General features: G+C 45.1%; 25 protein-coding genes and 2 tRNA genes. 11 read left to right on the top strand and 16 right to left on the bottom strand.

The window, feature by feature from the left end:
* Position 1 precedes the first annotated feature (1 nt).
* From B9T20_RS04055 to cysK, 3 genes are all read right to left on the bottom strand, one after another.
* A complete protein-coding gene (locus B9T20_RS04055) occupies positions 2 to 682 on the bottom strand; it encodes an amino acid ABC transporter permease (RefSeq protein ID WP_094489924.1) in 681 nt (226 codons plus the stop codon).
* The gene (locus B9T20_RS04050; RefSeq protein ID WP_094489923.1) at positions 663 to 1325 is read right to left on the bottom strand and encodes an ABC transporter permease subunit; all 663 of its coding nucleotides are present in this window, start codon (positions 1323 to 1325) and stop codon (positions 663 to 665) included. Before B9T20_RS04050 ends, B9T20_RS04055 begins: the two co-directional genes overlap by 20 nt.
* A 139-nt stretch (positions 1326 to 1464) precedes the next feature.
* The gene (gene cysK / locus B9T20_RS04045) at positions 1465 to 2400 is read right to left on the bottom strand and encodes a cysteine synthase A (RefSeq protein ID WP_094489922.1); all 936 of its coding nucleotides are present in this window, start codon (positions 2398 to 2400) and stop codon (positions 1465 to 1467) included.
* A 127-nt stretch (positions 2401 to 2527) separates the two neighbouring features.
* Between cysK and B9T20_RS04040 the strand changes: the two genes are divergently transcribed.
* The 7 genes from B9T20_RS04040 (at position 2528) to B9T20_RS04010 (ending at position 10021) form a co-directional block, all read left to right on the top strand.
* Positions 2528 to 2968 carry an Rrf2 family transcriptional regulator gene (locus tag B9T20_RS04040; RefSeq protein WP_094489921.1) on the top strand — a complete coding sequence of 147 codons (441 nt, stop codon included), beginning with the start codon at positions 2528 to 2530 and terminating at the stop codon, positions 2966 to 2968.
* A 57-nt stretch (positions 2969 to 3025) separates the two neighbouring features.
* Positions 3026 to 4483 carry an aspartate ammonia-lyase gene (gene aspA, locus B9T20_RS04035; RefSeq protein WP_094489920.1) on the top strand — a complete coding sequence of 486 codons (1458 nt, stop codon included), beginning with the start codon at positions 3026 to 3028 and terminating at the stop codon, positions 4481 to 4483.
* A gap of 155 nt (positions 4484 to 4638) precedes the next feature.
* Entirely contained in the window at positions 4639 to 5811 is a 1173-nt protein-coding gene (locus B9T20_RS04030; protein WP_094489919.1) for an amidohydrolase, read from the top strand.
* An 18-nt stretch (positions 5812 to 5829) separates the two neighbouring features.
* Positions 5830 to 7332, top strand: a complete 1503-nt coding sequence (locus tag B9T20_RS04025; RefSeq protein ID WP_094489918.1) for an AbgT family transporter — start codon at positions 5830 to 5832, stop codon at positions 7330 to 7332.
* A gap of 109 nt (positions 7333 to 7441) precedes the next feature.
* The gene (gene guaA / locus B9T20_RS04020; protein ID WP_094489917.1) at positions 7442 to 8680 is read left to right on the top strand and encodes a glutamine-hydrolyzing GMP synthase; all 1239 of its coding nucleotides are present in this window, start codon (positions 7442 to 7444) and stop codon (positions 8678 to 8680) included.
* Between the two features lie 63 nt (positions 8681 to 8743).
* Entirely contained in the window at positions 8744 to 9286 is a 543-nt protein-coding gene (locus B9T20_RS04015; protein ID WP_094489916.1) for an adenylate kinase, read from the top strand.
* Between the two features lie 42 nt (positions 9287 to 9328).
* Positions 9329 to 10021, top strand: coding sequence for a hypothetical protein (locus tag B9T20_RS04010; protein WP_233491565.1), 693 nt, complete (start codon positions 9329 to 9331; stop codon positions 10019 to 10021).
* A gap of 174 nt (positions 10022 to 10195) precedes the next feature.
* On the opposite strand, the gene B9T20_RS04005 is transcribed toward B9T20_RS04010, so the two are convergent.
* Genes B9T20_RS04005 through argC form a run of 4 tightly spaced genes read right to left on the bottom strand, consistent with a single transcriptional unit; the run spans position 10196 to position 14554 of the window.
* Positions 10196 to 11368: an aspartate aminotransferase family protein gene (locus tag B9T20_RS04005; protein WP_094489914.1), complete on the bottom strand. Its 1173-nt coding sequence runs from the start codon at positions 11366 to 11368 to the stop codon at positions 10196 to 10198.
* A complete protein-coding gene (gene argB, locus B9T20_RS04000) occupies positions 11362 to 12258 on the bottom strand; it encodes an acetylglutamate kinase (protein ID WP_094489913.1) in 897 nt (298 codons plus the stop codon). Before argB ends, B9T20_RS04005 begins: the two co-directional genes overlap by 7 nt.
* A gap of 9 nt (positions 12259 to 12267) precedes the next feature.
* Positions 12268 to 13485, bottom strand: coding sequence for a bifunctional glutamate N-acetyltransferase/amino-acid acetyltransferase ArgJ (argJ, locus tag B9T20_RS03995; RefSeq protein ID WP_094489912.1), 1218 nt, complete (start codon positions 13483 to 13485; stop codon positions 12268 to 12270).
* Between the two features lie 22 nt (positions 13486 to 13507).
* Entirely contained in the window at positions 13508 to 14554 is a 1047-nt protein-coding gene (gene argC / locus B9T20_RS03990; RefSeq protein ID WP_094489911.1) for an N-acetyl-gamma-glutamyl-phosphate reductase, read from the bottom strand.
* 158 nt (positions 14555 to 14712) lie between these two features.
* Between argC and B9T20_RS03985 the strand changes: the two genes are divergently transcribed.
* Positions 14713 to 15366 (top strand): hypothetical protein, encoded by a 654-nt coding sequence (locus B9T20_RS03985; RefSeq protein WP_094489910.1) that lies wholly within the window; start codon positions 14713 to 14715, stop codon positions 15364 to 15366.
* A gap of 50 nt (positions 15367 to 15416) precedes the next feature.
* Here B9T20_RS03985 and B9T20_RS03980 read toward each other — a convergent pair whose 3' ends face one another.
* Positions 15417 to 16982: an AbgT family transporter gene (locus tag B9T20_RS03980; protein ID WP_094489909.1), complete on the bottom strand. Its 1566-nt coding sequence runs from the start codon at positions 16980 to 16982 to the stop codon at positions 15417 to 15419.
* A 275-nt stretch (positions 16983 to 17257) separates the two neighbouring features.
* Here B9T20_RS03980 and B9T20_RS03975 point away from each other — a divergent pair.
* Positions 17258 to 17334 (top strand) — tRNA-Asn (locus B9T20_RS03975).
* A 92-nt stretch (positions 17335 to 17426) separates the two neighbouring features.
* Positions 17427 to 18401 (top strand): TAXI family TRAP transporter solute-binding subunit, encoded by a 975-nt coding sequence (locus tag B9T20_RS03970; protein ID WP_094489908.1) that lies wholly within the window; start codon positions 17427 to 17429, stop codon positions 18399 to 18401.
* On the opposite strand, the gene miaA is transcribed toward B9T20_RS03970, so the two are convergent.
* The gene (gene miaA, locus B9T20_RS03965) at positions 18367 to 19305 is read right to left on the bottom strand and encodes a tRNA (adenosine(37)-N6)-dimethylallyltransferase MiaA (RefSeq protein WP_094489907.1); all 939 of its coding nucleotides are present in this window, start codon (positions 19303 to 19305) and stop codon (positions 18367 to 18369) included. The two genes, B9T20_RS03970 and miaA, sit on opposite strands and share 35 nt — an antisense overlap.
* 78 nt (positions 19306 to 19383) lie before the next feature.
* On the opposite strand from miaA, the gene B9T20_RS03960 reads away from it, so the two are divergent.
* Positions 19384 to 20337 (top strand): KamA family radical SAM protein, encoded by a 954-nt coding sequence (locus B9T20_RS03960; RefSeq protein ID WP_094489906.1) that lies wholly within the window; start codon positions 19384 to 19386, stop codon positions 20335 to 20337.
* Here the strand turns inward: B9T20_RS03960 and B9T20_RS03955 are convergent, their stop codons facing one another.
* From B9T20_RS03955 to tolA, 7 genes are all read right to left on the bottom strand, one after another.
* On the bottom strand, positions 20338 to 20952 hold the full coding sequence (locus B9T20_RS03955; RefSeq protein WP_094489905.1) for a DUF489 family protein: 615 nt from the start codon (positions 20950 to 20952) through the stop codon (positions 20338 to 20340).
* A gap of 23 nt (positions 20953 to 20975) precedes the next feature.
* Positions 20976 to 21707, bottom strand: a complete 732-nt coding sequence (sfsA, locus tag B9T20_RS03950; RefSeq protein ID WP_094489904.1) for a DNA/RNA nuclease SfsA — start codon at positions 21705 to 21707, stop codon at positions 20976 to 20978.
* The gene (gene rph / locus B9T20_RS03945; RefSeq protein ID WP_094489903.1) at positions 21707 to 22420 is read right to left on the bottom strand and encodes a ribonuclease PH; all 714 of its coding nucleotides are present in this window, start codon (positions 22418 to 22420) and stop codon (positions 21707 to 21709) included. The genes sfsA and rph overlap by 1 nt, the downstream gene beginning before the upstream one ends.
* A gap of 116 nt (positions 22421 to 22536) precedes the next feature.
* Positions 22537 to 22755, bottom strand: coding sequence for a translation initiation factor IF-1 (infA, locus tag B9T20_RS03940; protein WP_008315533.1), 219 nt, complete (start codon positions 22753 to 22755; stop codon positions 22537 to 22539).
* A gap of 63 nt (positions 22756 to 22818) precedes the next feature.
* A tRNA-Pro gene (locus tag B9T20_RS03935) sits at positions 22819 to 22895 on the bottom strand.
* A gap of 45 nt (positions 22896 to 22940) precedes the next feature.
* Positions 22941 to 24377, bottom strand: coding sequence for an efflux transporter outer membrane subunit (locus B9T20_RS03930; protein ID WP_094489902.1), 1437 nt, complete (start codon positions 24375 to 24377; stop codon positions 22941 to 22943).
* Positions 24378 to 24515: 138 nt separating this feature from the next.
* Positions 24516 to 25532, bottom strand: coding sequence for a cell envelope integrity protein TolA (gene tolA, locus B9T20_RS03925; RefSeq protein WP_233491563.1), 1017 nt, complete (start codon positions 25530 to 25532; stop codon positions 24516 to 24518).
* Positions 25533 to 25633: the final 101 nt, after the last annotated feature.

Below are 25633 nucleotides of genomic sequence, written 5' to 3'. Positions count from 1 at the left end.
ATCATCCTTCATGCGTTGTGCGGGCTAAACGGGCTGCTAAACGCGACAGCGGATAGCAGATCAAGAAAAAAGTGAGCAAAATGACGCCATAAATCCAAAAAGGTGCCATGGGGTTATTCATCATGGTGGCGTATTCAATGATCTCTTTACCCACTTTGGTGATGTCTTGCACGCCGATGAGCACCAGTAAAGATGTGGTCATGATGATGCGTGCCGCTAGATTCAATGTGGCTGGTAAAGCGCGCACCAGCGCTTGAGGCAACAATACATACCAAAAGAGTTCACGCTGATTTAAACCCAATGCCAAACCTGAATCACGCTGATGTTTCGGAATGGAGATGAGGCTGCTGCGAATGATGTCACTCATTTCAGCAGCGCCCCAGAAGGTGAAGGCAATGATGCCCACCACGCGGCCGTTGATGTCCACATGCAATACGCTGGGTAAAATGTAATAGAGCACATACAAAATCACCAACGTGGGTAGAATGCGCACAATCTCTAAATAGCCTTTAAACACCCAATTCAATGGACGATTGTTTAAAGTCCTGAGCCAGCCAAACACAATGCCCAAAACCAAGCTTAAAACAATCGCGATCACAGCCACTTCTAGCGTGTAATAAAGCCCCACAGCTAAGCGCTTAAAGGTGATCCAATCTAAAACATCAAGCCCCAAATTCTGCATGGCGCACCCTCTTTTCAATGTAATGGAGGAGCATTGCCATCGGAATGATCACCACCATATACGACAACACCAAAAGCGTTAAATTAAGATCCGTATGCCCAACACTGCTGATTTGATTGATGAGCACCGTGGTGATGTCTGTCCCTGCGATTGCGGTGAATACGGAGGTTTCTTTAAACAAAAAGATGGCATTCGCGCCAAGCGCTGGCACAGAATAGGATAAAGCTTGCGGCACCAACACATAGCGCACCAATTGTAATCGATTGAGTCCCAAGGCTTTTGCAGCATCTAACTGAATCGGTGCAATGGCGGATAAACCACTTTTAAAGGCTTCAGCCATATACGCACCGCCCAACAAAGACAAGCCCAATAATGCGGTGGTTTCAAAACTCAATAAAATCCCAAAGGCGCGCGGCAAACCAAAATAGAGAAAAAATAGATGCAACAACAACGGCGTATTTCTGAAAAATGCCACATAACCATTGCCAAGCGCATGCAGCACCGGCACACGCAAAAAAATCACAAGGCTGACCGCCAACCCTAAGATCAAAGCGATGGCAATGCCAAAGGCTGAGATCTTTAAAGTCACCCACAAAGCGCTGATCACTAACGGTAAAACATGTTGGAAGGCATCGGTCATCATTTTATTACATACTTTATATATATGTTTAGTAAGATCATAATAAAGTAACAGAGCATTTAACCCTTTGTCAATCATCACCTAAAAATAATCGCCATAAAAAAAGCCCGATCATCGTCGGGCTTTGATAAAAGAGCGTCGCTTATTTGCGATCAAACAATGGCGTTGAAAGATATTTTTCCCCGCTGTCTGGCAAAATCACCACAATGTTTTTGTGCTCATTGCCTGGACGCTTGGCGATCTCAACAGCCGCTTTAACCGCAGCACTGGCTGAAATCCCGATGAGTAAACCTTCATTGGCAGCCACTAAAGGTGCCATCACAAACGCATCGCTGTCAGAGACCGTGACCACTTCATCATAAATTTTTGTGTCCAATGTTTCGGGCACAAATCCCGCGCCAATGCCTTGGATTTTATGTGGGCCAGCACTGCCTTTTGACAACATTGGAGAAGATTCTGGTTCCATCGCAATGATCTCAATGGCTGGATTTTTCGCTTTCAAATAACGACCAATCCCAGAGATGGTGCCGCCCGTACCAACGCCTGCCACCACAATGTCCACTTTACCTTCGGTGTCTTCCCAAATCTCTGGGCCTGTGGTATCCACATGCGCTTGAGGGTTCGCAGGATTGACAAATTGCCCAAGAATCACACCATTTTCAATGGTTTGTGCCAATTCATCGGCTTTTGCAATTGCACCTTTCATCCCTTTGCTACCTTCAGTGAGGATCAACTCTGCACCATAAGCTTGCAATAGATTGCGGCGCTCAATGCTCATGGTTTCTGGCATCGTTAAAATGATACGATACCCTTTTGCAGAGGCCACAGAAGCTAAACCAATGCCCGTATTGCCGCTTGTCGGCTCAATGATGACAGAACCTTCTTTTAAAATGCCCGCAGCTTCTGCCGTTTCGATCATCGCGCGCGCCACGCGATCTTTAATGCTGCCGGCCGGATTTAAATATTCTAACTTTGCTAAAATGGGAGTCGCGAGCCCTTGCGCCTTAGAAAAACGATTCAATTTTAATAAAGGGGTATGACCAATCAACTCCGTTACACTGTCATAAATTCTTGCCATCACTATTGCCTCGCTATAAAATTTTACTTGCATCTGATCAAACATACTTTTAATATATGCTTTGTATGTATACTAATTTACCAAATCATCAGCTCGATTGTCAATTGAATAATCTTTAGGGGATCTTATGAAACTGTCTGCAAAATCACGTTATGCGTTAGCCTCCGTCATCAAAATGGCCACATTATATGACTCAAAAGCCACCATGACGGTGTTAGAGATTGCAACGGACCTTAACATCTCAAAAATCTATTTAGAGCGCGTTTTCTCCCAACTCAAGCAAGGCAACGTTGTCTCTGCCATTAAGGGCTCACAAGGTGGTTACTTTTTAACTGATGCCCCTAGTGCTTTGACATTATACGACGTATTAAGCTGCGTTGAACCGGCATTATTTGCCAAAAATGATGCCACCGTCGAAGAGATTGCACCCACCATTGAAAACACACTGGAAGAGCTCATTTATGCGCCCCTTGATCAAGCAATTGTGAGCACACTCAAAGGCATTACATTAGAGATGCTCGCGCAAAATGCCCAAAAAAGCAATTCGGATTACATGTATTATTTGTAGTGGTTTTGCAACTTCGCATTTTTTCCAGATGACAATAAAATTAAAGGGCTTACAATAATGAGCGCTGAAATTTTATCAACACAAATCATCCATCATAAAGGGGAAGCAATGCGTACAGAAGTCGATCTATTGGGCAGCAAAGAAATATCAGATGAATGCTACTACGGCGTACATACACAACGCGCGATCGAGAACTTTAACATCTCGAATCAAACCATCAGCGATATGCCAGAGATTGTGCGCGGATTAGCGCTGACGAAAAAAGCGGTGGCACTTGCCAATCAATCCTTGCGCATCATTGAGCCGCACAAGGCCAATGCTATTGTGGCAGCCTGTGATTTAATCCTCAAAGATGGGCGCTGTTTAGATCAGTTCCCCATTGATGTGTTTCAAGGGGGCGCGGGCACCTCATCAAACATGAATGCGAACGAAGTGATCGCCAACCTTGCTCTTGAAGTGTTAGGAGAAGCGAAAGGTCGCTATGACATCATCAATCCAAACAATGATGTTAATCTTTCGCAATCCACCAATGATGCTTATCCTTCTGCGCTGCGCCTTGGCTTTTATGAAAAAATGCAGAGCTTACTCACCGCCCTTGCTTATTTAAAAGATGGCTTAGCGATTAAAGCCGCAGAGTATCAAGACGTATTAAAAATGGGTCGCACACAATTGCAAGATGCTGTACCAATGAGCGTTGGCCAAGAGTTCAATGCCTTTGCCGCAATGCTCAACGCAGAAATCAAAGCCCTATCCATCGCCGCCGATGATTTATTGACCTTTAACCTTGGCGCAACGGCCATTGGCTCAGGCATCAATACTCCAGAAAATTATCCACAAACGGTGGTCAAGCATTTATCCGAACTTGTGGGCAAACCTTGCCGCAGCGCTGAAGATCTATTTTCCGCCACGTATGATTGCTCAGATTTGGTCACCTTACATGCAGGACTCAAACGATGCGCCATTCGTTTAGGCAAAATCTGTAACGATTTACGCTTACTCACGTCAGGCCCACGTACCGCATTAAAAGAGATCAATCTCCCTGAATTACAAGCAGGTAGCTCCATCATGCCGGCAAAAGTCAATCCTGTCTTACCGGAAGTGATCAATCAGCTGTGTTTTAAAGTGATGGGCAATGACGTCACCGTTTCCCTTGCTGCCGATGCGGCGCAGTTACAACTGAATGTGATGGAACCTGTGATCGTTCAAGCCATGTATGAATCTATGAGTTTACTGCACAATGGTTGTTATAACTTGCGCGATCGTTGCATTGATGGCATCACCGTCAATACAGAGCGCTGCCGTGACTTTGTACTCAATTCCATCGGCATCATCACCTATTTGAATCCCGTCATTGGTCATGCTGAAGGTGACATTGTAGGTAAAATTTGTGCTCAAACCGGTAAAAGCATCAAAGAAGTGGTGCTTGAGCGCGGTTTAATGACAGAAGCTGAACTCGATGATTTGCTGTCTGAAGAGAATTTATTGCACCCGCATCACGTTGCGCCTAAATTCTAAGATCCTCAACATCATCCATCTCAATCCCAAAGCCCATGCTTTGGGATTTTTTTGTGCATTTTTCAGTAAATCACCTTTTTTCAGTAGGTTATCCCCATAAAATCTGCTAATTTCAGCAATCATATCCCATAAAAATAGACCTTAGGAGGACACCCATGATTTTGGAACAATTAAAGGCATGGCAAGCCGATGCCATCAAGATCCGACGAACGATTCACATGCACCCTGAAATTGGCTTTGAAGAATTCAAGACTCAGCGCCTCATTGTTTCTGAACTCATGCGCTATGGCATCACAGAGATCGATACAAGCTTTGCCAAAACTGGCGTTGTGGCGGTGATCAATGGCAATCGCCCAGGGCCTTCGATTGGGTTAAGGGCAGATATGGATGCTTTGCCCACCACTGAACACAATACCTTTGCCCACGCCTCCACCATCGACCATTGTATGCATGGCTGCGGACACGATGGCCACACCACCATGTTGTTGATGGCGGCACGCTATTTGGCAACCTTTAATGATTTTGGTGGGCGCGTGGTGCTCTTTTTTCAACCGGGAGAAGAAGGCCATGGCGGCGCAGAAACCATGGTGATCAAAGAGCGCGTATTTGACCATTATCCCGTCGATGAAGTCTATGCACTGCACAATTGGCCGGGCTTGCCCGTTGGCACCTTTGCCTTTAAAACCCACAACATCATGGCGAGTTCTGATCGCCTATTCATCACAGTCAAAGGCAAAAGCGGCCATGCAGGATTGCCCCATAAAGCGCAAGATCCCTTATTGGTGGCCACACACATCTATCAAGGCATTCAAGGCTTAGTGAGCCGCATGTTTGATCCCTTAGAGCCGCTTGTGGTCTCCATCACGCAGATTCACGCAGGGCAAACCAATAACGTCATCAGCGATGAAGCAAAACTTTCCGGCACCTTTCGCACTCATTCAAAAGCAGTGCGCGAATCCTTAATTGAAAAACTCACCACTTTGGTCACCCATATGGCCGAAGCGTTTGGCATGGAAGCAATCTTAGAATTGGGGCCCATTCATCATCCTGTCACGTATAACAGTGATGCAGAAACGGCGCGTGCCATTGAGGCTGCGGCCAGCATTGTGGGGCAAGACAATGTCATCACAGAGATCACGCCAATGATGACGGCAGAAGACTTTGCCCATTTTTTAGATCATCGCCCAGGCTGCTATGGCTTTATTGGCAATGGTACAGAAAAACCCCACAGCGTTGATCTTCACAATGCCCATTACGATTTTAATGATGACATCATTCCCTTTGGCGCCGCCTATTTTGTGGCGCTCATTTTTGCACACTCCCAATAGATTGTTAAAGGAGCCTTTATGACTCAACTTTCCACCAACAGCTGGTTTGATCGCCTTGAAACCCTTGGCAACAAAATCCCGCATCCACTCTATCTCTTTGTGGGCTTATGTGCCCTCATTGCCATCACATCTTGGGTGATGAGCCTGTTTAACCCAACCTTAATCAATCCCGTCAATGATCAAGTGGTGCCCATTCGCACCATTTTAAGCCACGAAGGCTTGGTATATGTGCTCCAATCGACGGTCAATAACTTTGTGAACTTTAAGCCCTTAGGTTTGGTGCTTTCCATGATGATCGCCGTTGGCATCATGCAGGAAGTGGGCTTAGCGGATGCCACCATCAAAACATTGCTTCTCAATGCACCAAAGCACTTTATCACCATGATGGTCTTTTTTGTGGGCATCGTGGGCAATCTTGCCTCGGATGCAGCCTTTGTGCTTGTGCCACCGCTTGCCGGCATTATTTTTGCCGCCACAAAACGTAATCCGATTGTGGGCATTTGTGCAGGCTTTGTGGCGGTTGCAGCCGGCTTTACCGCCAATATTTTCATTGCAGGCACCGATGTATTGCTCTCAAGCGTAACCAATGAAGTGCTCGTCACTGTCTCCACCGAAGAGATCACGCCGGCTGCCAACTGGTATTTCATGTTGCTCTCTGTGCCCTTTTTAATGATCACAGGCACTTGGATCACTGAAAAAATCATCGAGCCGCGTTTTTCTGCTAAAGACGACATTGATGCCACCTACCTTCAGAAAGCAACAGACCACTATCAAGTCACGCCCATTGAAAAACGCGCTGTTAAACTCACCGGCATTTATGCACTGCTGTTCATTGTGGGCTTGATCATTGCCATTTGGCCATCAAATTCGCCGTTTCGTAATAACAATGGCGGATTGGTGCCCTCTCCATTTTTAAGTGGCATGATTCCCATCATTATGGCGTTTTTCATCAGCTGTTCGATTGTCTATGGAATCCTTGCCAAAAAGATCACGCGATTAGATGATGTGCCCACTTTAATGACACAATCTTTAAAAAACGTGGGTGGCTACATCATTTTGGTGTTCTTTGTGGCGCAATTCATCGCCTGGTTCAATTGGACGAATCTCTCCCTATATTTAGCCATTGGCGGCGCAAATATCCTCTCAGCCATTGCGGTGCCCAATGTCTTTATGCTTGCGCTTTTGATGGTACTTGCGGGCTTCATTAACCTCATCATTTTCAGTGGCTCGGCGCAATGGTCATTGATGGCGCCTGTTTTCATCCCGCTCTTTGTGCTCCTTGGCATTGAGCCTGCTGCCATTCAAATGGCCTACAGAATTGGCGACTCCACCACCAATGTCATCTCGCCCACCAATCCATATTTACCCATGGTGTTAGCGGTCATTGCCCAATACAACCCTAAATTCAAATTCGGCACCTTTTTATCCATCATGATGCCGTATGCCACCATTTTACTCATCACTTGGGGCATTTTATTTTTGATCTATTACAGCTTAGGATTGCCGCTTGGCCCTGCTTAAGTCCATCGACTGAGTGATCCACAGCCATGTGCTGTGGATAACTTTGTGAGTAAGTTTGTAAGCATTTTGATACAATGGGCGCCTTCATTTACCCTTGGATAAAAGCATTATGAGCAATCAAATCGATGCCGTTTTGGTGGTGTATCAAAATCGCCAACATGCGCAAACCATCGCCCAAATGGTCAGATCTTTGAATTTTTACTGTGAACTCATTCCGGCAAGCAAAGCAGATCAAGCAGCCATTGATCAAGCGCCAGCCATCATCAATTTGAGCGATGCCAATCACTTACCGAGTGACAAAACATTCACAGTGGCAGAAAATGCCTTAAACAGCATCCACTTAAAAACAGAAGTGGCCGCCTTTTTAAAAACCACCTGTGCACTCACACCAAACTGGACGGTTGAAGCCTTTGCAGAGCTTGAAACTGCCCGCTTAAAAGAGATTGTGGGCACCGATGAAGTGATCCTTGCCCTTTCTGGCGGCGTGGATTCATCTGTGGTGGCAGCGCTCTTACACAAAGCGATTGGCAAACAATTGACCTGTATTTTTGTGGACACAGGTTTAATGCGTTTAAATGAAGGCGATCAAGTGATGCAAGTGTTCCATGAGAATATGGGCGTCAATGTGATTCGCGTCAATGCAGAAGATCGTTATTTAGCGGCATTGGCAGGTGAAAATGATCCTGAACGTAAACGCAAAATCATCGGTGAACTTTTTATCAAAATCTTTGAAGAAGAGGCGCAAAAACTCTCCCATGCCAAATGGCTTGCGCAAGGCACCATCTATCCTGACATTTTAGAATCGGGCGATCATCACGGCGCAAGCAATGTGATCAAATCCCATCACAATGTAGGCGGCTTGCCAGAAGATATGAAATTTGAACTCATCGAACCGCTTAAATATCTCTTTAAAAATGAAGTGCGCGAATTGGGTGTTTCTCTTGGTTTACCGGCTGAAATGCTCTATCGCCATCCATTCCCTGGTCCTGGCCTTGGTGTACGCATTTTGGGCGAAATCAAAAAAGAGTATGCAGACATTTTACGCATAGCCGATGACATCTTTGTTCAAGGCTTACGCACTCATGGTTTGTACGATAAAACATCTCAAGCCTTTGCCGTATTTTTACCGGTCAAATCCGTCGGCATTAAAGATCACAAACGCACGTATGAATACACTATTGCCCTACGCGCCATTGAAACAATTGACTTCATGACGGCACGCGCTGCTCGCTTACCGTATGAATTCATTGAAGAGATTTCTACAAAAATCATTTTAGAGATCCCAAAAGTGACACGCGTTGTCTACGATGTGTCTAATAAACCACCAGCAACAATTGAGTGGGAATAAAAAAATAGTGTAATATGAATAATATGTATGAACTACATATCAATATGAAATTAGGAGAATAACATGCGTATCGTATTATTAGGCGCGCCAGGATCAGGTAAAGGTACTCAAGCCACCAATTTAGTCGAAAAATATGGCATCACTCATCTTTCCACTGGTGATATGTTGCGTGCAGAAGTCAGTGCAGGCACAGCGCTTGGCGTTGAAGCGAAAAAAATCATGGATGCCGGTCAATTGGTATCCGATGACATCGTATTGGGCATGATCAAAAACAACATCGAATCCATCGATGGTGGCTTCTTGTTAGACGGTTTTCCACGCAACTTAAATCAAGCAGAAGCGTTAGACGAATTGCTTGCACAAATCGGTGAGCCGATTGATAAAGTGATCTTCTTTGATGTGCCATTTGACATCATCAAAGAGCGTTTAATGTCTCGTGGTCGTTCAGATGATACTGAAGAAACCATCGAAAAACGCCGTAAAGTGTATGAGTCAGAAACAGCGCCACTCATCAACTACTACACCAAACAAGGTAAACTTGTGACGGTTGAAGGCGTTGGCGAAGTGAACGAAATCAGTCAGCGCATTTTTAAAGCGTTGAGCTAATCACCTCTAAAGAAACAAGTGGCAGCGCAAGCTGCCATTTTTATGATTATGAAGAAAGAAACATTATTTACCTTTGCTTGTATTATTTTTGTGGCTGCTTTTGCCTACTTTGGTTTGCCAATGTTCACCCCGCGCATTGCGAACCCGAGCCATGAACCTTTTTGGGCCACTGCGTTATCAGAAAAGCAGGATTTACAAGTCTTTGACCTCACCTTAAATGCATCGACATTGCAAGATGCCATCGACCGTTTTGGCAATCGCATCACCTTAACGCTCTATGAAACGGATCAAGGTGATCAAGTGGAAGGCTACTTCAGAGAGACACAAGTCGGTCCATTTGTGGGCAGAATGGCATTTACACTCAATGCAGACCCTGTGCATATGGACGAGGTTAAAGAGAAAGCCGAGGCTGAGAAGGCACCAATGAGCCGACATAACAGCTACAAAATTCCACCAGAATTGGCGAATTTGTTCAAAACCGATACACTCTTTAGCTTAGCCTTCATTCCCACGCATGTGGTCTTAACGCCAGAGGATGTTAAAGGTCGCTTTGGGGAACCTGCTTTAATCATCGAGGAGACTTTTGAAGGGAAAAATACAGGCACTCAGCACTTTCTCTATCCAGAGAAAGGTGTTGATGTCTCTTTAGATCAGGAAAAGCGTTCAATTATTCAGTATATCTCACCGCGCTTTTTTGCGGATAAGATTATCGCACCAATTCAAGGCAAAAATTGATACCGATCAAAAAAAGTTTGACAAGTGCCACAGAAGTGGTAATTTATATGTAGCTCCTGAACAAAGAGATCCTAAATAAAAGCTCTTTCAGGATCTTAAGCAAAATAATCACATAGAGGATATGACAAAACCCGCGATAGATCACTATCGCGGGTTTTATCATTCCGCCATCATTTAAACGTGCGGCACCAATGTTTCAAGCACCTGTTCTAAACGGCTGACCATCACATCAATGTGATCAAGCGTGACATTTAATGGTGGGAAAAAACGCACCACATTGTCGCCAGCGCCCACGAGCAATAATCGATTCTCAAACGCAGCTTTGACCACGTCTGAAGATTTAACCACCGCGTCATCAAATTTAATGCCCAGCAATAAACCTGTGCCACGAATCTCTTGAATGAATGGATAACGCACGCGCAATAAGTTGAGTTTCTTTTGCGTATAGGAGCCGCGCTCTTTAACTGCCGCCACAACACCATGATCCACCAATTCTGTTAAAACTGCATTGGCAATGGCACACACAAAGGGATTGCCACCATACGTTGAGCCATGATCTCCTGGCACAATCACATCATTGGCTTTATCTTTCGTCAAACATGCTGCAATCGGCACGCCGCCACCTAAGGCTTTGGCCAATGTCACCACATCCGGCACCACATCAAGCTGCTGATAGGCAAACAGCGTACCCATTCTGCCCATACCGCATTGGATCTCATCGAACACCAATAAAGCATCGTGTTGATCGGCTAAATCACGTAATGTTTGTAAAAATTCAGGCGTGGCCGCTCGAATGCCGCTCTCACCTTGCACAGGTTCGATGAAAATGCCGCAAAAATCATCATTGACCAAAGCTTTGGCCATCTCGACATTATTGAACTCGCATTCCACCACATCGCCCATCAATGGACGAAAGGGCTCTTGGTATTTCTCTTGCCCGGTAATGGCTAAGGCCCCGGTGCTGCGACCATGGAAAGAGTCCTTCATGTAAAGGATTTTACTTTTAGTGGGCGCAGTTTTATGGCCATATTTACGGGCAATTTTCACAGCCAACTCATTCGCTTCTGTGCCTGAGTTACAGAAAAACACTTGCTGATGAAAGCTGTTGCGAATCAATTTTTGCGCCAAAGCCGTTTGTGCATCATTGTGATACAAATTCGAGATGTGAAAGAGCTTCTCGCTTTGCTCTTTAGCCGCAGCAACCATTACAGGATGAGCGTGCCCTAAACAGTTCACTGCAATCCCTGAGACACAATCGATGTACTCAACATTCTGATCGCTGTATAAAAATGGACCTTTCCCGCGCACAAATGTCACAGGAAAGCGTTGATATGCATTCATTAACATTCTGTCGCTTCCTTTTTAGCTTCTTTAATCCAAGTGCCCGCCCCTTCTGCGGTGAACACCTCTAACAATATGGCATGCAATGTTTTGCCATTTAAGATAATGACATTTTTCACACCACGGTCAATGGCATCTAAACAGGTGCGCACCTTTGGCAGCATTCCCCCTGAAATGATGCCATCATCGATGAGTTTTTCCACTTCATCGTACGTCACTTCTTGCAATAGCGTTGAGGGATCGGTGTGATCCATCATGATGCCATCAACATCCGTTAAGAAAAAGAGGCGAAATGCATTGAGCTCTGCAGCAATGGCGCCGGCCACATAATCGGCATTGATGTTATAGGTGTTGCCTTCTTCATCCATGCCAATTGAAGAGATCACGGGAATGTAATTTTCACGCGTCATTGTGGTGATGACATCCGGATTGATGGACTCAATTTCTCCCACAAAGCCAATATCAATTTTCTCACCCTCTTTATGGGCAAACTTTTTACGCGCCGTGATCAAGCAACCATCTTTACCGCTCAAACCAATGGCTTTACCGCCTTGGCGCTGAATGTCCGCGGCAATGCCTTTGTTGATCTTGGCAGACAGCACCATCTCTGCAAGTTCCACCGTCTCTTTATCGCTGATGCGTAAGCCCTCGATGAAGGTTGTGGATTTATTGACACGCTCGAGCATCTGATTGATCTCAGGCCCGCCGCCATGGACAATCACCGGGTGGATGCCCACATATTTCATCAACACCACATCTTTGATGAATTCTTGGCGGATCTTGTCATCCACCATTGCGCTGCCACCATATTTGATCACAACTGTTTTGCCGTGATAACGACGAATAAAAGGCAGTGCTTCCACCAAAACAGCTGCCTTTTCTGTATTGCTAACCATGATCCATCCTTAAGTTCTATAATCTGCGTTAATTTTAATGTAGTCGTAGGAAAGGTCGCAGCCCCAAGCCACGGCATGTTGATCTCCGTTGTGTAGATGAATTTCAATCTCTACTTTCTTTTCACTAAAGATCGTTGCCAAAAGTGATTCATCAAATGCAATGCCGGCACCATTTGCCACAATTTGTACGCTCGCATCGCCGCCTTTGACAAAAATCTCAATTTGATCCACCAATAAATCTGCCGCGGAATAACCCACTGCACACAAAATGCGTCCCCAGTTGGCATCGCCACCAAAAATGGCTGTTTTCACCAAGCTTGAGCCAATCACTGATTTGGCGACCTTGCGGGCATCATTTAATGTTTTGGCATTGTAAACACGCGTTTCAATGAGTTTTGTGGCGCCTTCGCCATCTTCTGCAATCTTCATGGCAAGGGTTTGATTCACAAAACGCAAGGCCGCACGGAAAGTTTCAAAATCCGCATCTTGCTCAGACACAAGTGGCGCATTGCCTGCTAAGCCATTGGCTAAAATGATGGCCGAATCATTTGTGCTCGTATCGCCATCGACAGAAACCATGTTATAGCTCTCATCGACGCTTTCTAAGAAAGTCTTTTGCAATAAAAAGGGATCAATGGCCACATCTGTGGTGATGAAGCCAAGCATCGTGCCCATATTTGGATGAATCATGCCTGAGCCTTTTGCAATGCCACCAATGGTGACAATGTGCCCATTGATCATCACTTCCACAGCAATGTGCTTTTGTGTTAAGTCTGTGGTCATGATGGCTTGTGTGGCATTTGCGCCATCACGTGAGAGTTGATCAAGCGCCGCCGTTGCCCCTGCGATGATTTTATCCATCGGTAATTGAACGCCGATGATGCCCGTTGAAGCAACTGCCACTTCATCGGTGGCTAAATTTAAACCATTGGCCACCACTTCACACATGGTGCGTGCATTATGAATGCCAGCTTCTCCTGTACAGGCATTGGCATTGCCGCTATTGATGACAACCGCGCGCACTTTACAATCTTTCAAATGCGCTTCAGACACTTGTACCGGCGCGGCACGCACGGCATTGCGCGTAAATGCGCCAGCAGCCACTGCGGGCGCCTGTGAATAGATCACAGCCATATCAAGCTTACCGCTTGCCTTAATGCCTGCCTTCACACCTGCGGCCACATAGCCGAGTGCAGATGTGACGCCCCCCTCTTGAATGATTTTCATAATTGTTATTCCGTTGTTATGTTTAGATGTACATGGATAATTGATGAATGCCTGTGGTTTCTTTGATGCCAAACATCAAGTTCATGCATTGCACCGCTTGCCCGCTTGCCCCTTTGATGAGGTTATCAATGGCAGAGACCACAATCACTTTTTGGCGCGCTTCATCGACGCGTAAACCCACTTCGCACAAATTACTGTTTTTCACATGAGAAATTTGTGGCAACTGATTCACCACGCGCACAAATGGCTCATCTTTATACATGGCAATGTACTGCTGATACACATCAGCTTCTGTCATCGGCTCTGTGATGTCTAAATAAATCGTTGATAAAATGCCGCGATTGATGGGCAATAAATGTGGCGTAAACGTGACATCCATCGGCGCATGCAAGAGCTTACTCATCTCTTGGGCAATCTCTGGCGTATGGCGATGGGAAAATAGACCGTAAGCTTTAAAATTTTCATTGAGCTCTGCAAAGAGCAATTCTAATTTCTCACTGCGCCCTGCGCCACTGACGCCAGATTTGGCATCAACAATCACAGAAGGCTTCACAGCACCTGTTTTTAAAAGGGGCGCAACGCCTAAAATGGCAGAGGTTGGGTAACAACCTGGACACGCCACTAAATGGGCCTGAGTGATCTCATCACGATACAACTCTGGTAAACCATAGACCGCTTGGCGATTGATGGCAGGATCATCATGCTCTGTGTTGTACCATTTCTCGAAGATTTTCTCGTCATCAAAACGGAAATCCGCGCCTAAATCAATCACCTTAATGCCCGCTTCTAAGGCTTTTTTCGTCAAAGGCTCAGACAAACCGTGCGGCAAGGCTAAAAAAAGTAAATCGATGGATCGCAGTCGCGGTTCGACCTCTTCTAAATTGATGAGTCGTTTATCAAAAAACGATTCATAGTTTCGGTACACTTCCGAAAACTGTTTTGCACTGTGACTGTGCGATGCGACAAAATTAATCACCACGTTAGGATGTTGATGCAATAGCCAAACCAATTGCTGGCCTGCATATCCCGTGGCACCGATGATACCGACCGAAATACTTTTTTGTGACATATTTTCCTCCTTGAACATCATAATGTAGCAAGGAATCTTCGGTTAAAGAATAGGCAATTCCATTTTTTTGATGATTTGAAAAATAAAAGATGACTTTCCCCTTTTTCATCAAATCGCTACCATACTCTAATGAGTCATTGAACAATGTAAGGAGATTCATGAAATATTTCTATCGTACCCTACTATCGATCGCAGTGTTAACGCAATTGAGCATCGCCCTTGAATTGCCTAAAGAGATGACGCTTGAATACAGCGGCCCTTATGGCATTCCGGCCACCTTAAAATTTCAACACGATGATAAAAATTACACCATCATCACCAACATCAACATTCCCTTTAAAAACATGCGCTTTGTCACCAAAGGCATCATTAAAGATGATCAACTGATGCCTACGCAATACAGCGTCTATCGCAGCAATGACTTATATTCATCGGCGCAATTTGATTATCAAAAAGGCACCATCACATATGGCAAATTGCCCACACAAAAAAGTGAGTCGCTGCCGCAATTGACCCAAGATTTATTCTCCATTGCTTGGCAAATGAGCATCAACCAAAATGCCCCTAAAGCTGGCACCCATGCCACCAATGGTAAAAAGCTCTATGCCCTGCAAGCCCTTGAGAAAAAAGCCGACAAACAACACTATGTGAATAATAAAAAAGAGGTCTCTGCCTATTATGTCGGCGGTGAGGGCGATAAAAAGATTGAAGTGGGTTTGGCAAAAAACCTCTACTTTGTGCCCTCGTTCATCGTCTATTATGACAAAGGCAAACGCTATGAATTAGAGCTTCGCCGCATCATCACGCAATGATCATCCAATAAAAAAGCCCTGCATTGCAGGGCTTTTGATTGTGTCAAAGATTAACTTGCGGGCGTATATAAATAAGCGCCCTCAATGCCAAGTGGTAAACCTAAGCCCCACCACACCAACAAGAAGACAATCCACGTCACTAAGAAGGCCAACGTGTATGGAATCATTGTGGAGATCAATGTGCCAACGCCCGTTGATTTCACATAACGCTGACAGTAAACCACCACCAATGCAAAGTAAGTCATCAAAGGTGAGATAATGTTCGTTGTAGAATCACCCACGCGATAGGCCGCTTGCGTCAATTCTGGCGCGATGCCTAAATGCATCATCATGGGCACCAAAATTGGGGACAACAATACCCATTTTGCTGAAGCCGAACCAATGAATAAGTTGATAAACGCAATGAATAAAATCGCCAATACAACAGTGGTATAAGCGCCCACACGTAAACCTTGAAGGCCTTCAGCACCTGCCAATGCAATGATGCGACCTAAGCCCGATTGCGTGAATGCTTCGATGAAAAACGCACAAAAGAACATCATCACAAGGAAGCTGCTCATGTCTTTCATATTTTCCATGAGCGATGCGATCACATCATCCGCTTTTTTGTAATAGCCCACCAAATAGCCGTACACAATGCCCGGAATGATGAAGCCAATGAAGATGATGGCCACAATCGAACGCATCAAAGGTGCGCGTGCACTTGTTAAAGAGCCTTCTGTACGCAGTAATGAATCAGCAGGCATTGCCCAAATGGTAAACACTGCTAAAATTGCAATCATCACGAAAGAGGCAATCCAGAATGCGCGGTTCTCTTTTGGCGTCACATCACGGCGCTCTTCAGCTTGGGTGTCGCCATCGATTTTAACGCCCGCTAAACGAGGCTCTACAATTTTATCTGTCACAAACCAGCCCACAATCACCAAAAAAAAGACAGATGCACTGCCAAATGCCCAGTTAGACAACACATTCACCGTATAGGCAGGATCAATGATGCGCGCCGCTTGTTCTGTAATGCCTTGCAATAAAATGTCGTTTGTTGAAGGGATCAAGTTTGCAGAGAAACCGGCAGACACACCGGCAAATGCTGCGGCAATCCCCGCCACAGGATGACGACCTGCTGCATAGAATAAAATCCCGCCAATTGGAATCACGACGATGTAGCCGGCATCTGCTGCAAAGTGGCTGAGCATCGCCACAAAAAGCACCATCGGTGTTAACAGTTTGTTTGGCGTAATGTTGAGTAATTTTTTCAATGCCACATCAATGTAGCCGGTGCGTTCTGCCACGCCAATGCCAAGCATCCCCACAACCACAACGCCAAGCGGTGCAAAACCAATGAAGATTTTGACAAAATTTTCTAAGAAGTAGACAATTTTCTCGCCAGACAATAAGTTATGCACATGCTCCACAGAAGTATTGATTTCACCTGAAGCATCGGCAATCGAAAACGAGAAATTCACGTAGGACAATGGCCACGATGCCACCATGATCAACAACATCGAATAAAAGAATAACAATGAGGGTGAGGGCAATTTATTCCCCACCCACTCAATGCCATTGAGAAATTTATTGACCAATCCCACGGATCGATCTTTAACTTTAGGCTCCGCCATCAGTTGCTCCTTAGATTTTTTGAATACAATAAACGCCCAATATTACTAAAAAGCTACATTTTTATCTTGAGTTTTGTCCAAATAAAATAATTTTTTTCATTTATTTTAAAAAAATTTCTAAATAATTTATTTATATTTTACTTTACACCGTTCATTGGGCAGTCATTGGTAGTTTTTTTGTTTCCCAGTAGAAGATTTTTGATGACAATTTTTCGTCAGACGTTTAAAAAAGTGTTGACATTCATCACACAATGGCTATAATGCGAATCCTTAATTCCTCGATAGCTCAGTTGGTAGTAGCACTTGACTGTTAATCAAGGGGTCCCTGGTTCGAGCCCAGGTCGAGGAGCCAAATTAAGAAACCTAGCCTAGCTAGGTTTTTTTTTGCGCCAAATTTGCCATCGTGCTAAATTTGATGTTTCGAGTTGTCTGAGGTTGATAATCATGATGAAAAAAATTCGCTCGATTGCTGCACTGTGCACCCTCATCTTTGTACCGCTTCATGCCGATGAGCTTCGAAACATTACAGTGGGCTACAGCGATACATTAGACATCACCAAAGAAGCCACAAACCTTGTTTGCTTTGGCTTTGAAGCCGATCACCCAAATAATCACTGCACCACACAATTTGTGGATTCTGAAGTGATGTGGGATCGACTCATGAACAACGACATTCAAATTGCTTTGATGCCTGAAGAAGTGCTCATCGCCAATCAAAAACAAAAGCGCCAACCCATCATCATCGCCCCGCTCTATCAACAATATTTGTTATTGGTGGGCAGCCATGATGTGACGCTTGAATCTGTGGCCAGCTTTCGCGATCGCACCATTGGCGTTACCGATTGGGCCACCAAAGAACACCGTGGCAAGCCGTTGGCCAAATCCTTGGGGCTCACGGAAAAAGATGTCTATTTTCCCATCAGTAATGGCTTATCCCAGCTCTCTGATCTATTTTGCAGCTTTTCCATCGATGGCGTGATGATCATGTCCAATCCATCGAGCGCATTGGTGCGCGAACTGACCACAAGCTGTGATGGGCAAATTCTCTCTTTTACCGATGAACAGATCCAAAAGATCATCAAAAGCAGCCTTGGACTCTATCCTGGTACCATTCCAAAGGGCATGTATTGGCGCATGCCAAAAGACATCAATACATTGCGTTCACGCACATTTTTGGTGGTCAATCCAAGCCCGGATGTGACCGATGCCGTGTTAGAGAGCCTTGAGCACATTGAGGATGAGATCAATTTAACCACGGTGCGCACCAACATCACGCCGAAAACCATTGTGGATACTTACGACATCAATCCCATTAAACTGCATCCATTGGGCCAAGCGATGATTGAGCAGATGCGAGAAAATCTCGCACCTAAATTGCCGCCGGTTACGCAGGAAGCTCAGCCTCAATCCGCTGAATGATGGTTTGATGAAAATTTAAGGTTTCCACATTCACAGGCAACAACTCAGTTTCGCTTCTTAGCCACGTGCGCTGACGCTTGGCATATTGGCGCGTGGCGATGATGGCGCGCTCAATGGCGTCTTCTTTTGTCATTAAACCCTCTAAATAATCCCAAATTTGACGATAACCCACCGCGCGCTGCGATGGATAATCCCCATTGAGTTCAGGATATTTCTCACGTAAATGCACCACTTCATCCACAAAGCCTAACGCCATCATTTGCTCAAAACGCAGCGCCATGCGCGCATTTGCACGCGCAATGTCTTGATAGGTTAAAGCAAATTTAAGATAAGGATATGGCAATGCCTCTTTCGGTGGCAATTGCCAGAAATGGTTGAGGGTTTGTCCCGTGCTTAACACCACTTCGAGTGCACGTAAAATGCGCTGCGTATCAGCAGGCGCTAAACGGGCGGCACTTTCAGGATCTAAATGAGATAATTGCGCATACAAAGGCTCAATGCCTTCTGTTTGATGACGTGCTAACAACTCAGAGCGCACTTCATCTTTAACGGGCGGAATCGGCGAGATGCCTTCAATCAACGCCTTCATGTATAAAAACGTGCCGCCCACAATCACAGGCATTTTGCCTGCTGCACGGGCAATCTCAATTTCCGCACGGGCATCTTGCCTAAATTGCTCGGCAGAATAGCGCGCCATTGGGGATAAAATGTCCACCAATGCATGAGGATAGCGCTCAAGGGTTTGTGGATCCGGCTTTGCGGTGCCAATGTCCATGTCACGATAAATGAGCGCAGAGTCACATGAAATTAAATGGCAAGGAAAATGGTCAGCTAAGGCAAGCGCGGTGTCGGTTTTACCGGAAGCCGTCGGCCCCATCAAGAAAATAACTGGAAAATTCGGCATAATATCGGTTTAGACTATACAGTTGCGAAAATGGACTGTATCATTTTTTCCTTTCACAATAAACCTCATCAGACGATTATGGCTCGATACTGGACAACCCTCAAAGATTTACAGCAAGCAAACATGATTGACAACCCTGCGGATCTTTCAGGGGTTGCCGAACACTTTCAAATTCGCATCTCCCCTGCCATGCAAGCATTGATGGATCATGATGCCACAAACCCCATTTATCAACAGTTCATCCCCTCAAGCAAAGAAGGCATCATTTTAGACGATGAAGTCAGTGATCCGATCGGCGACATTCCCTATACGCCGGTCACCGGCATTGTGCACCGTTATCAAGATCGCGCTTTATTAAAAGTGACGCAACTGTGCGCTGTTTACTGCCGATTTTGCTTTCGTAAAGAGATGATTGGCCAATATGGGGAATCCTTAAGCCGCGAGGAATTAGACAATGCCTTTGCTTACATTCAATCCCATCCTGAGCTTTGGGAGATCATTTTAACGGGCGGCGATCCTCTGATTTTATCCGTCAATCGCTTAACGCACATTTTAACGCGCTTAGCCCATGTGCCGCACCTTCAAAACATTCGCATTCATACGCGCATTCCGGTGGTTGCCCCAGAGATGATCACCGATGAGTTATTAATGCTCTTTTCACACATTCAAGCACTGGGCAAAACGCTCACCATCGTGATTCATGCCAATCATGCCGATGAGTTGACCGATGCCGTTGCCGCCACCATGAAGCGCTTACAACAAAATGGCATCATGCTCATTTCTCAATCGGTGATGCTGCGCGGCATCAATGATGATTTTGAAACCCTCGCCGCTTTGATGCGCCGTTTCATCGCAGTGCACATCAAGCCCTATTATCTGCATCAACTTGACTTTGCCCGCGGCACCAGCCACTTTCGCGTGCCCGAAGAAAAAGCCGTTGCCCTCATTCGAGAACTTCGGCTTAAGCTGTCCGGCATTTGTGTGCCAGTATTGATCCAAGAGATTCCGCACGGCAAAAAACCGCTCTTTTGATTATTGTGTGATCTCCACTAAAATCTGACGCGCTTCATTGACCACTTTATGGTAACCAAAGAGGCGCTTAAAGGTTGTGCCGCCATATTGATGCCATAAAATCCCAGAACGCACGCCAGACAATAACAGCGTGCGGATCATTGCGGCATTGCGCTCGCTCATTAAAAAGGATTGATCTGTGCCTTTGACGTAAATGCGCGGACTGAGTTTGCTGACGGTTTGAGAATACAGATCCGCAAGCGCCATCTGAATGTTTTCATGCATCATGGGAAAATGCACCAAGCGCCCTTTAATGTTCTCAATGCCACTGCTCATGATGTTGAGTAAAGCTTCATTTTGACGCAAACGCTTTTGCAAGACGAGCACCGCATTAAAGTAAGTCATCACCTCGCGGGATAATTTCTCTTGGCTCGCCAATGCATGCAGCCCCATGGCAATGTTGGCAAAGTTGCCATATACAGCCTCTAAGCCATCAGGATCGGTTTCAAAAATGCTGTGAATCAAGCCTGTGGCATATTCAGTTAAATATTCGTGATCTTTAGCAAAGCGATCCACTAAAATTGCGCTTTGCATCGCACCGGCTAAGCCGATGGTTTGTCCTCTTAAATCATTCATGATCCATTACCTTTGTTGATGATTCACCCTACGTTATCGGATGCGCCCACAAATGGCAATCGATGCGTGATGGAAATGCCGTTTTCATCCATTGTGGTGCCATACACCAATGGCATCACGCCGTTACGCACAGCATCATCAAATGCGCTCGCATAGGCTGCATCAATTTCTGAGGCCACGCGCACGCCTTCAATGCCAGATAAATTCACACAATAGAGAATGTAAGCATCCGTTGTCGCTGACTGAATGTTCATAAGTTCGCGCAAGTGCTTTGCCCCACGCGTTGTCACCGCATCCGGAAACGCAGCAATGTTGTTCTCATCAAAACCAAGCGTCACGCTTTTGACTTCCAAATAAACCGTGCGTCCGTCGGCATATTCAAGATAAAAGTCGATTTTAGAATTCTCATCGCCATACTTCACTTCGCGCTTTAAACGCGTAAAGCCTGCAAGTTCCGTAATGATGCCATTATTAAGCGCCTCTTCCACCAACGCATTGGCCAAATGCGTGTTGATGCATGCCATGCGCCCTTGCGGCGTTTTTGACAATGTCCAACTGCCCTTGGTTTTGCGGCTCGGATCTTGCGATGGCTCATACCAAATCTCACCATTTGGCACAAAGCAATTGAGCATCGAGCCCGTATTTGCACAGTGAATGGTGAGCATTTGATCGCTATTTTCCGGCACCACATCAGCTAAAAAGCGCTTATAGCGCTTTAATAGAGTGGCTTTTTGTAAAGGAACCTTAAAGTCCATTATGCAAAACATGCCTTCTGTTTTTCGATGATCTGCGCAATGCTCGCTTTGGCAAAGGCAATCATTTTGGCCAATTCTTCATCGGTAAATGCAGCTTCTTCTGCCGTTGCTTGAAGCTCAATGAAGCGGCCTTCGCCATTCATCACCACATTCATATCTGTTTGAGCAGCAGAATCCTCAATGTACTCTAAATCAGAGATCACATTGCCTTCATAAATGCCCACAGAGATTGCGGCAACATTTGAAATGATGGGATTTTCTGTGATTAAACCTTGCTTGAGCATGGCATCAATCGCCATTTTTAGCGCCACAAAACCACCTGAAATGGCCGTTGTGCGCGTGCCGCCATCGGCTTGTAAAACATCACAGTCAATTGTGATGGTAAATTCACCTAAGGTTTCTAAATTCACCGCCGCACGCAATGAGCGACCGATCAAACGCTGAATTTCCTGCGTACGACCCGATTGTTTGCCTTTTGCCGCTTCACGCGCCATTCTTGAATGAGTTGAACGTGGCAACATGCCATATTCAGCCGTAATCCAACCACGACCTTCACCACGCATGAAAGAGGGGACTTTGTGCTCGATCGATGCTGTGCACAATACTTTTGTATCGCCAAAGCATGCCAACACAGAGCCTTCTGCATGTTTTGTATAGTCAGTAATGAATTCTACGGAGCGCATTTCATCGAATGCTCTATTAGACGGACGCATGAGAAACCCTTATATTTTTTTGAAGATGAGAAAAGATTAGCCATTTATGATAATTATTATGGCAGAACACAGAGTGAGTGAAAGCTAATCTTTTTAAAGAACTTTGAAGCTTGATATTAACGACCGCGGAATACGATGCGCGCTTTGCTTAAATCGTAAGGTGTTAATTCTACGCGTACTTTATCGCCGGTTAAGATACGAATGAAGTTTTTGCGCATTTTTCCAGATAAATGAGCCGTCACAACGTGGCCATTTTCTAACTCTACTTTAAATGTTGTATAAGGAAGCGTTTCAATTACAACGCCTTCCATTTCGATATGATCTTCTTTAGACATAATTTCCTATAAGGCAAAATGTTGACAATTAAAAAAGCCTTAAGATGATCTTAAGGCTAGATTTGGTCGGGATAGCAGGATTTGAACCTACGACCCCTTGCACCCCATGCAAGTGCGCTACCAGACTGCGCCATACCCCGTTATGTGCGTATTATACAGTGTCTGTTTAATTTTGCAATCAGGAGCTACTTTACTTCTTCAAACATGGGCTCGGTATTTGAGACCGTATCCTCGTACAAGCCGCCGCCAAGCGCCACATACAACGAGATGCCATTTAAAATTTGTTCTTGATAGGTGCTCAATAAACCATTACGCGCTTGGAAGTGTGAGCGCTGTGCATCTAACACGTTCAAATAACTCGCAATCCCGTTATCATATAACAATTGAGCTAAACGCAAGCTCTCTTTGGTGGTGGCCACTAATTTCACTTGTGCCGCTAACTGACGTTGCAACGGTTTTTGGGACTGCAAACCATTGGCCACATTTGTAAAGGCGGTTTGGATCGCTTTTTCATACGTAGCAATGCCCACATCTTTACGCACTAAAGATAAGTCGTAATTCGATTTAATTTTGCCCCAATTGAAAATCGGGATGGAAATTTGTGGCGCAAAGCTCCATGTTTCACCGGGTGCTTTAAAGAGGTCAGAGAATTTTTCTGACATTGAACCAATCGTTGTCGTCAATGAAATACTCGGGAAGAAGGCCGCACGCGCTGCGCCAATGTTGGCATTCGATGCCATCAATTGATATTCTGCCGCCATCACATCAGGATGGGATAACAACACTTCTGACGGTAAACCTGCTGGCAATTTACCCAAAATTTTCTGGCTGCCAATGGCATAACCACGTGCATGCGGTGCAATGGTTTTACCCACCACTAAGTTTAACGCATTATTTAATTGCAATACCGCACGCTCAGCACTCGCGACCGCAACTTTAGATGAATACAATTGTGCTTCAGACTGTGCTAAGTCAAGATCATTGGCAATCCCTGCTTCCACTTGTTGTTTCACCAATTGATACGATGCGTTATAAGTGCGAGATGTTTCACGGGCAAGATTGAGCTGCTCTTCTGCCGTTTTCAATTGAATGTAGCTGCGCGCCACTTGTGCCACCAATGCAATGTGCGCTGCTTTTTGCCCTTCAACAGAGGCTAAATATTGGTTTTGTGCCGCATCACTTAAGGATGCAAACTTACCAAAGAAGTCCAATTCAAAGGCAGAAATACCGCCGCCAATTTTGTAGCCCTCTGTAATATTTGAATAGCCTGTGTATGGATTCTCACCATTTTTAGCGCGTGAATAACCACCTTGTGCATTGATGCCCGGTAAACGATCACTGATGGTGATGCCATAAGCAATGCGGGCTTGTTCTACATTGAGCATCGCAATTCTTAAGTCGCGGTTATTTGCCAATGCCGCACTGATGTATTCTTGTAAACGAGGATCTTTAAAGTATTGTTTCCAACCAATTTCGGCAGCCTTCACTTTAATCTCATTGGCTTTCGCAGGCTCACCCGGGAAACTATTGGCCACAGGCAATGGCGGACGCTGATAATCTGGCGCAAGTGAACAGGCACTGAGCACCGCTGTTAACATAAGATAAAGAGGTAACTTTTTCATAAAGCTATGGGCTCCAAAATTTAAAATTCATCATTTATAGTCTTATCGCTCAAAATTATAGCAATCCACCGATAAGAAAACAGTAATTTTACAACAATTCGACAACCTTGTTGTCAAAAATTTTTCAAATTACGTTTCCTAGAAAAACTCTTTCGGATCAAATGTCACCTCAATGCCCTCTTTCACAAGCTTATTGATGGCATGTTGATTGTCTGGCATACGGATTTTGCCGGTGCGCAAAATCGCCGCTTTGACAGAATCATCAAAGGCAGTATTGCCGCTATATTTTGATTGTCTATCATCAATTTTTGTGATGTTGCCTTGGGCATCCACATAAAATACGATCGTTGCGGTTAAACCACTTGAACCTGTCGGCACACGCCAATGGCTATAAAGTGCACTTTGAATGGCGCCTAAGAATCTGCCGCTCATCAAATAAGCAGTGGCGATGCGATCATTTTCCGCAGCCGCGACTGCATCGGCTTTTGCCTTACGCTCTGCCGCAGCTTTATCCGCTGCTGCTTTGTCGGCTTTGGCCTTTTCATCGGCAATGCGTTTTTTCTCAGCGGCGGCTTTTTCGGCAGCTGCCTTATCGGCTTTTGCTTTCTCATCTGCCAGGCGTTTCTTTTCAGCGGCTGCTTTGTCTGCCGCGGCTTTATCAGCTTTGGCCTTTTCATCCGCTAAGCGTTTTTTCTCAGCCGCCACTTTTGCAGCTTTCTCTTCAGCCGCTTTTTTCTCTGCCAATTGTTTTTGGCGTTCTGCTTCTTCTTTTTTCTTCTGCTCTTCAGCTTGCTTTTTCTTTAAGGCAATCTCTTCTAGGCGTTTCTTTTCAGCAGCGATGGCTTTTTGCTTGGCCTCTTCCTCTGCTTTTTTCTTCGCAGCGATCTCAGCTAAACGCTTTTTCTCAGCCTCTGCGGCTTTGCGCTTTTCCTCAGCAATTCTTTTACGCTCCAACTCTTCTAGGCGCTTTTTCTCTTCTAATTTATCCCTAAAGGCAAACTTTTTGAAATAATCTTCAGCTTGATATTGATCCGGTTGATTCATTGCAGCCTGATGTTGAGCCACTGTATTTAATTCAGATGTTAATGCTGGTGCTAATAACTCAGGTAAATCTGACGCTTCATTATGAGATGAATCGTCAGACACAAAAAACATCAGCTCCTTTTTCTGCATATAATAAATCACCCACACAGTCAAAATGACTAAAGCACTTGTCATTACAGTACTGACAATATTTGCAAAAACTGTTCTTTTAG

It is taken from the genome of Wohlfahrtiimonas sp. G9077 (assembly GCF_002252155.1).
Lineage (GTDB): Bacteria > Pseudomonadota > Gammaproteobacteria > Cardiobacteriales > Wohlfahrtiimonadaceae > Wohlfahrtiimonas.
The sequence above is the reverse complement of the archived record's forward strand: the minus strand, read 5'-3'. Positions and strand labels throughout refer to the sequence as shown.

Coding starts and splice junctions, on each gene's coding strand:
- argC (WP_094489911.1), bottom strand. CDS start 14,554: ATGTCACAAAAAAGTATTTCGGTCGGTATCATCGGTGCCACGGGATAT.
- B9T20_RS04040 (WP_094489921.1), top strand. CDS start 2,528: ATGAAACTGTCTGCAAAATCACGTTATGCGTTAGCCTCCGTCATCAAA.
- sfsA (WP_094489904.1), bottom strand. CDS start 21,707: ATGGACTTTAAGGTTCCTTTACAAAAAGCCACTCTATTAAAGCGCTAT.
- B9T20_RS03955 (WP_094489905.1), bottom strand. CDS start 20,952: ATGAATGATTTAAGAGGACAAACCATCGGCTTAGCCGGTGCGATGCAA.
- B9T20_RS03930 (WP_094489902.1), bottom strand. CDS start 24,377: ATGAAAAAGTTACCTCTTTATCTTATGTTAACAGCGGTGCTCAGTGCC.
- B9T20_RS03985 (WP_094489910.1), top strand. CDS start 14,713: ATGAAATATTTCTATCGTACCCTACTATCGATCGCAGTGTTAACGCAA.
- B9T20_RS04015 (WP_094489916.1), top strand. CDS start 8,744: ATGCGTATCGTATTATTAGGCGCGCCAGGATCAGGTAAAGGTACTCAA.
- B9T20_RS04025 (WP_094489918.1), top strand. CDS start 5,830: ATGACTCAACTTTCCACCAACAGCTGGTTTGATCGCCTTGAAACCCTT.
- miaA (WP_094489907.1), bottom strand. CDS start 19,305: ATGCCGAATTTTCCAGTTATTTTCTTGATGGGGCCGACGGCTTCCGGT.
- B9T20_RS04005 (WP_094489914.1), bottom strand. CDS start 11,368: ATGTTAATGAATGCATATCAACGCTTTCCTGTGACATTTGTGCGCGGG.
- rph (WP_094489903.1), bottom strand. CDS start 22,420: ATGCGTCCGTCTAATAGAGCATTCGATGAAATGCGCTCCGTAGAATTC.
- B9T20_RS03970 (WP_094489908.1), top strand. CDS start 17,427: ATGATGAAAAAAATTCGCTCGATTGCTGCACTGTGCACCCTCATCTTT.
- cysK (WP_094489922.1), bottom strand. CDS start 2,400: ATGGCAAGAATTTATGACAGTGTAACGGAGTTGATTGGTCATACCCCT.
- B9T20_RS04055 (WP_094489924.1), bottom strand. CDS start 682: ATGCAGAATTTGGGGCTTGATGTTTTAGATTGGATCACCTTTAAGCGC.
- B9T20_RS03980 (WP_094489909.1), bottom strand. CDS start 16,982: ATGGCGGAGCCTAAAGTTAAAGATCGATCCGTGGGATTGGTCAATAAA.
- tolA (WP_233491563.1), bottom strand. CDS start 25,532: ATGTTTTTTGTGTCTGACGATTCATCTCATAATGAAGCGTCAGATTTA.
- argJ (WP_094489912.1), bottom strand. CDS start 13,485: ATGAAAATCATTCAAGAGGGGGGCGTCACATCTGCACTCGGCTATGTG.
- B9T20_RS04010 (WP_233491565.1), top strand. CDS start 9,329: ATGATTATGAAGAAAGAAACATTATTTACCTTTGCTTGTATTATTTTT.
- B9T20_RS04030 (WP_094489919.1), top strand. CDS start 4,639: ATGATTTTGGAACAATTAAAGGCATGGCAAGCCGATGCCATCAAGATC.
- infA (WP_008315533.1), bottom strand. CDS start 22,755: ATGTCTAAAGAAGATCATATCGAAATGGAAGGCGTTGTAATTGAAACG.
- B9T20_RS03960 (WP_094489906.1), top strand. CDS start 19,384: ATGGCTCGATACTGGACAACCCTCAAAGATTTACAGCAAGCAAACATG.
- aspA (WP_094489920.1), top strand. CDS start 3,026: ATGAGCGCTGAAATTTTATCAACACAAATCATCCATCATAAAGGGGAA.
- argB (WP_094489913.1), bottom strand. CDS start 12,258: ATGGTTAGCAATACAGAAAAGGCAGCTGTTTTGGTGGAAGCACTGCCT.
- guaA (WP_094489917.1), top strand. CDS start 7,442: ATGAGCAATCAAATCGATGCCGTTTTGGTGGTGTATCAAAATCGCCAA.
- B9T20_RS04050 (WP_094489923.1), bottom strand. CDS start 1,325: ATGATGACCGATGCCTTCCAACATGTTTTACCGTTAGTGATCAGCGCT.